The organism is Pseudonocardia sp. EV170527-09, from assembly GCF_008369905.1.
Lineage (GTDB): Bacteria > Actinomycetota > Actinomycetes > Mycobacteriales > Pseudonocardiaceae > Pseudonocardia.
Window position 1 is genome coordinate 1 of record NZ_VRMC01000732.1, and the last position, 208, is coordinate 208.

Below are 208 nucleotides of genomic sequence, written 5' to 3' on the forward strand. Positions count from 1 at the left end.
GCGTAGGCGGTGCGTGAGTGGTCGTCGATCACGGTGTGGACGTAGGCGGTCCCGATGGCCGGGCGGTAGTACTTGCCTCGTTGACCGGTGCGCCGCGCGGTGGCCGCCTGGTTGCGGCGGCCTTGCTGCCTTCCCAGGTAGCGCCAGCCCCCGCCGTCGGGGATGTTGGCGAACTTGGTGACGTCGACGTGGATCAGCGAGCCGGGGT

Annotated in this window: 1 pseudogene; it reads right to left on the bottom strand. The window is 70.2% G+C overall.

Going from position 1 to position 208, the window contains the following annotated elements:
• A pseudogene (locus tag FVA95_RS30620) lies at window positions 1-208 on the bottom strand (DDE-type integrase/transposase/recombinase); the annotation flags it as partial.